We start from the raw sequence: 6,218 nt of genomic DNA on the forward strand, positions 1-6,218 counted from the left end.
AAAGCAGCTTTCGCATTTTCTTTTGCCTTCTCTATATCTAAGAACCATTGTACTAAACACATAGTTTGAAGCTGTTCCCCGGTCTTTCTACACGTAGGAACTTCACATTCTACTTCTTTAATATTAACCATATTATCAATATCATCAAGATTTTGCAAAATATTCCCCATAAATTCTTCAACATTTTTTCCAGAAAAAGTTCAAGCATGTTTTGTGAAACGTCCATCTTGATCGATAGCAAAATAATCGATAGGGAGTTCATGATCTTTAGCGATTTGTAATGATACAAGATCATGTGCAGGAGTTATTCTCATAATTCCATTATGTTTAATCATTATAAATGTTTTTACTATAATTGCCTTGAAAGGAATATATCCATACTTTAGGAAAAAAGATGGTTGGACTATAATATTGAGTTGGTTTGTACCACAATTATTTGTTTTTATCATAGAAACAAATTCTGGTTATTATATGTTGCTATCATTTAGCCTTATTATTTATAATTTCGTAATATTAAAGGTAATGCAAGATAATAATACACGGATGCAAAAGGAACAGAGTAATGAAATTGAAAAAGAAAGTTTATAGCATAATAGTTTTTATTGTATTTACTATGGGAATAATTATATCATTAACTAACCCCATTAAATATTATTTCACGGATAAGAAAATTGCTGAATTGCCAGAGCATATAACTTATAAACAGGCAATAATTTTTGAATTGCCTGAAGATATAAATAAAAAGGCATCAGAAGCCAATTGCAATGCTAATATAAAAGAAATTGAAGTTAATGAAGATGAATTAATAATGTTACCATATCTTCAGGAAGACTTGAATATTGCTTTCACTAATTATAAAAAATGGAATGTGCAGATTAGTGAAGAGTTAAAAGAGAAATTTAGAGCAAACAAAGACAGATCAATTGAAACATGGGGAAAAATGCCTGGATTTATGGAATTGATGGCAGAATCTGTGTCAGATGAAATGAAAACAGAAGTGCTTACAAGATATATTGCAGAAGTGAAAATCGAAAAAATTAAAACAAAAACTGTGAATGACCTTACATTGATTTTATCGGTAAATGATCAATTCAATAACCTTAATATATTTAAGATTCGTAAAACATTTTCTGATCCAGCCAATATAGATAAATTTGAGAAGTTACAAGAAAAGAAACAGCAATCGCTTTCTTTACTCAGGGAGAAAAGCAGGCGGGGATTGTATTCGTCAGGAGCTCTCCTTACTTTGCTGATCATACTTTTTTTAGTATCATTTATAATATCTTATCGCACAAAGTTGAAAGAAGATAAGAAGCAGGATTATCTTCGGAATCAGATTTTGCTCCGGCAGGAACTCATTGATAATGGACATTTTGTGGCAGCATTGGAGCTGGCAGACCGGTATCTGGAATATTTTCCAGATGATATAGAGATCAAGGCATTTCGGGAGCGGCTTCTGGATGTAACTAATAATGACCCCAAAAAAGCTCAGGTAGCTTATGTGGAGGCAAAGAAACTGCAATTGCGTTTGGAAAATCGGGGACATGGGAATTATCTTAGTAATGAGGAAAAAGAATATTTGGCAATATTGCTGCCCTATCATCCGGAACTGGAGAGTTCTTATATAAAGATGATCGGTTATGAAGAGGAAGACCGTATCAGGGCAGAATTTGATATCAAGTACAGAGAACTTGTGGAAATAATACGTCTACGGAAATGGACTATGGCAGAACAGGAAGTAAGATTTTTGCAGAAAGCTTATCCTGAAAATGAGCAAATAACTGATTTGCAGGAAGAAATTTCCCAAGCAATAGAACACTCTGAAATTAAACTAAAAGATATCAAGGCGATTATTGGTGAAGCAGATATTTATGAAATTCACAAAGAGCTGGACGAGTTACTAACAGACCACATTGATAATGAGGCAGCACTGGAAATGAAAAATATATTGAATAACAGCAAAGTGTTAGAAGGTATTTTTCTGGAAAGTGATAAAGGAATTATACTGCCAGTTTTCTGTAAATCAGAAGTTATATTAGGTAGAGAAGATGAGGGAGTGAAGGTAGATATTGCTATAGACAGCAAATATATCAGCAGACCTCATCTTAAAATGGAATTGATAGAAGGGAAATTATATCTGGAAGACCTGAACAGCTCAGGTGGCAGTTATAAAGCAGGAGAGAAAATTGACCGGACAGAGATAACGAATAATCAAACAGTTACTTTGGCAAAGGTTATTGACCTTAATATTTGTCTGCAAAAAGTTGATAATTGGGTTAGTTGTGTTATTATGGAATGCGCAGATAAGAGCTGGGCAATAATAGATAAAGAAATGAAATTCAGTATAAAGGGAAATAAACTTGACCTTAGTCAATCAGATAATATCCTGAAGTTGCAAGATCCGTTGATCATTTACCGTAATGGTAATAGCACAGATATTTTACAGGATGGGGCTATGGTAAATATAAATGGGAATGAATACAGAGTTAAGTTCATTTAAAGGAGTAGTAAATGAGATATTGTAAAATAGTGATTTTAATCAGTTTAATATTAGTTCTTACCAGTTGCAGTTCAAGCAATTTAAAGAAAAATGAAGAGATAAAACCAAAGCCAATACCACCAGCAATAACCCATGCACAGATCAAAATGGAAGAAAAAAACGATAAAATTAGACATGAAATAGAGATGATCAAAGCCGACGAGGAATATTATTATGGAATAGACTCAGCAGATATTACGGAAACAGGTTACTCTACTGCCGCTTCCTTGGCTAAGAGAGGTGCTAAAAGCGATTTGGCTTCTAAGATTAAATCTGCCGTAAAAGTTGAAATAAATCGCTATCTACAGGTAAAGTCAAATCAGACGGGAAAAGTATTTAAAGAAATTATTGAAGAAGAGATAGAAAAGAAGAGCAATATATATACTGATGTTGTTTTAGAAAATCTGGTTAATGAAACACTTTATACTGATTATCCCCAAAAGGGAGTTATAACCTGCGTAATTCAAAAATCAAAGCAGGAATATAATGAAAAAGTCACAAGCCAGATCGAAGCAAACATAAATAATATCGTTTCTATCATAAAATACGGAAACGAAATGTTTTCCTCAGGAAAATACATCGCTGCTGTGCATGAATGGGTATCCGCCAGAGGTATTCAGGAAAATATCTTTGGCAAACTGCCTATACAGGCAGATATTGATGATGATGAGCAAAATGAAGACCTTACAGCCTACCTGAATAATCGGGTTAATAAGTTTTTCGATAGTATCATAATCAGCCTGTACGATGAAGATACTTATTCCTATGATAATCAGGGAATACTAAATAGAAAGCCCACAATTATAGCTAACTACAAGAATGAGGATGGCTGGAAACAAAGCATTGCCAAGCTGCCTTTAAAGGCTAATACTGTTCGGGGAAGGGTTGATATGCAAACCAGTTTTATCTCGGGAGAATACGGTCAAAGCGAGCTGAATATCCATAATATTGATGCCAGCTATCCGCTTACTACACTCAAAATCGAAGTTGATACAGACAAAATCGAAAACATCGATAAACTCCCTTCGATCTCAACCCTGGATATCAATCTGCAAAGAATGAGAACGATAACCATCTCTGTCAGTTATAAAAACGGCTCATCGATAACCACACCTCGCAGCTTAAATCAAGAGATTAAGTCTCAGGTACTCTCTAAAGGATTTTCTGCCACCGAAATTTCTATTACACACCAGAATTTAGGTCAATTAGATCTTAATCAGATTAACGCTACCAATGCCGATATCTTTCTGCAAATTTATCTGGAAGCCGACAATGCCTCTACTGTAGGGGGATATAATAATATGTATGTGACAAGTGGGCAAGGTATTGTGTCTCTTTACCGCATGCCGCAAGGAATTTTAATTGCTTCTGAACCTATAAGCAAGGAGGAAGGTTTTGGAGCTTCAGCTGAAAATGCCGGAATAACCGCCTTTGGAAAACTTGAACCTAAAGTAAATAAAATTGTTCAGCAAATATTGAATAAATTGTAATTTTGCATCTCTATCAGGAGAAATAAATGAGTTTACATTGCAGTAAATGTGGTAAAAATATCAGTAATACGGTTAATTTCTGCCCTTATTGCGGAACAGAAGCTCCGCGTTGTACTATCATTGCCGGAGCAGAAGATAAAGAAGTTATAGATAATCCCCGCTACTGTCCGGAATGTGGGAAACCGAATATTACTGATGCTTTGTATTGCAGTGATTGCAGCGCCGCTATCTTCCATCATCCTCAGCAGGTAAATATGTTTTGCGGAAAGTGCGGAATGAAGAACAGCAGCAGGGCAAAAATCTGTATCAGTTGTGGGATGAAGTTCAGCGACTGGTTTGATATGAAAGGTGAAATTGCCAAAGAGCTTGGATATGCCGGAGATTTGAGTATTATAGAAAAGATGACCGGCATCACTTATCACTTTATACTCAGGCAAAAGTTTACAATAGGTAGATGTTCTAATAATGATCTTGTTATCCCATGCAATTGGGTTTCCGGACATCATTGTATATTCAATTTTGATAAAAACCAGTTAATTGACAGCAGTCGTAATGGTACATATATTAATCGTCACCCAGATAAAATTGATTCAGTACCTGCATCTTATGTAAATGAATTTAATATAGCTGGTTCATTTACATTTCCTGTGATAAAATCTACTAATTATTTCATAACTCATTTAGGCGCAATAATTGATGAGCCGGATTGCCGCCGTAATGGTGATGGTAATGTATTTGATCAGCTTAGGAAAACCTATTATATACTCTTTAAGGGAGATTTCGAAATAAATATTCAAAAATTTGATGGTGTGGTTCTGGATAAATTAAAACCTGATTCTAATTATTATACTATTAATCTGGAGAATAACAGGTATTATTATACTGATAAAGCACGTAACATCTTTAATAAGTTGATAGTTAAGAATGCTGTAAATTTACCAGATAATTGGGAACTTATCAATGTAAACTAATAATGTTAAATTTAGGTCAATCATCAAGGATGAGACTGTTCAACTTATCCATAATACTATAAGTCATATATGATTTTACAGCACAATATATAAACCGACAGGCTAAAATTCACTGGATAATATAAGTCCGGCAGTGCCGTCAGAGCTTCTTTTTGATTCGGGAAATCTGGTCTGGAGTGTACCTGTTGATGAAGATTTTGCTTGTTTTAGCATTTATCGGGATGGTGACTTGCTGGATTACAGTACAGAGCCAATAATGAATATTATCGGAGAGTCAGGTGACTATCAGGTTGCAGCAGTTGATTGTCATGCTAATGAAAGTGACCTTTCGTCTGCAGTTTCTGGGGGTTATCCCTATGGAGATATTGATCATAACCAGGAAGTGGAAGCGATGGATGCATCAATGGTATTACAGTATTTCTGTTTGATAGTCACAGATTGGGAAGAATGGCAGATTGAGGTTGGTGACGTTGATGGTAATGGTGTATTGGAAGCATATGACGCAGCCCTGATTCTCAGGTATGTGGTTGGCTTTATTGATGAATTTCCAGTAGAACAGGACAGTAGGAAAAATTAAGAATGAATCAATTTAGGGGCAGTCTTTGATTCTGCCCCTTTTTTCTATTAGCCAATTTGAGTTCTCTTGGAGAAGAGAGAGTTCCAGATTGGAACCTCCCTAGTTATAAGGCTCTTCTATAGTAATTCATCTTTTAAATTCTGGAATAAAAAAGAATTGAATTTACTGTATTTTTCCTATGGAAACATTTGGTACTTATTTTCTGAATTTACTACTTTCACTGGAATATACGAAGAATCTCTGAAAAAAGTATTCCCTAATTTATCTTTATATTTGTGTGATCCAACTCTATGTTTTATCTCTAAATCATTAAGTCTAATCTTTATACTGTGACTTCTTAACTTAGAAGTTTAAATTTCATACAGCATCAATGGATTGAAAAAGACGAACAGGGAAATATAATTAATCCCTAAAAAACTACTGCCGGATCTGTTTGAAGGTATCGACCAGCATATCTTAGATCAGTTTATGACTCAGTACAATTTAGCGGATGGTGGAGCAGCGATGTCAGCTTATGCAAAACTGCAATTTTCTCAGTTATCAAGCGTAGAAGGGCCTCGAGTGATTAAGGGCTTACTTAAATACTGTGAGCTTGATACATTTGCTATGGTTATGATAATGGAAGAGTGGCTGCAGCTCGT

General features: G+C 34.8%; 4 protein-coding genes. All 4 read left to right on the forward strand.

Features of this window, described 5'->3' with window-relative positions; translation table 11 throughout:
- The first annotated feature begins 562 nt into the window (after positions 1-562).
- The 4 genes from RAO94_04445 to RAO94_04460 all read left to right on the forward strand — a co-directional run bounded on the left by RAO94_04445 (position 563) and on the right by RAO94_04460 (position 5,577).
- Positions 563-2,500: an FHA domain-containing protein gene (locus RAO94_04445; GenBank protein MDP8321585.1), complete on the forward strand. Its 1,938-nt coding sequence runs from the start codon at positions 563-565 to the stop codon at positions 2,498-2,500.
- An 11-nt stretch (positions 2,501-2,511) separates the two neighbouring features.
- Positions 2,512-4,029, forward strand: coding sequence for a hypothetical protein (locus RAO94_04450; protein MDP8321586.1), 1,518 nt, complete (start codon positions 2,512-2,514; stop codon positions 4,027-4,029).
- A gap of 26 nt (positions 4,030-4,055) precedes the next feature.
- Positions 4,056-5,000, forward strand: a complete 945-nt coding sequence (locus RAO94_04455) for a zinc-ribbon domain-containing protein (protein ID MDP8321587.1) — start codon at positions 4,056-4,058, stop codon at positions 4,998-5,000.
- A gap of 133 nt (positions 5,001-5,133) precedes the next feature.
- Positions 5,134-5,577: a dockerin type I repeat-containing protein gene (locus tag RAO94_04460; GenBank protein ID MDP8321588.1), complete on the forward strand. Its 444-nt coding sequence runs from the start codon at positions 5,134-5,136 to the stop codon at positions 5,575-5,577.
- Positions 5,578-6,218: the final 641 nt, after the last annotated feature.

Source organism: Candidatus Stygibacter australis (assembly GCA_030765845.1).
Classification (GTDB): Bacteria; Cloacimonadota; Cloacimonadia; order Cloacimonadales; family TCS61; genus Stygibacter; species Stygibacter australis.

Bases quoted from the DNA above. Each gene is read 5' to 3' on its own strand.
- RAO94_04445 (MDP8321585.1), top strand. From the start codon at position 563: ATGAAATTGAAAAAGAAAGTTTATAGCATAATAGTTTTTATTGTATTT.
- RAO94_04450 (MDP8321586.1), top strand. From the start codon at position 2,512: ATGAGATATTGTAAAATAGTGATTTTAATCAGTTTAATATTAGTTCTT.
- RAO94_04455 (MDP8321587.1), top strand. From the start codon at position 4,056: ATGAGTTTACATTGCAGTAAATGTGGTAAAAATATCAGTAATACGGTT.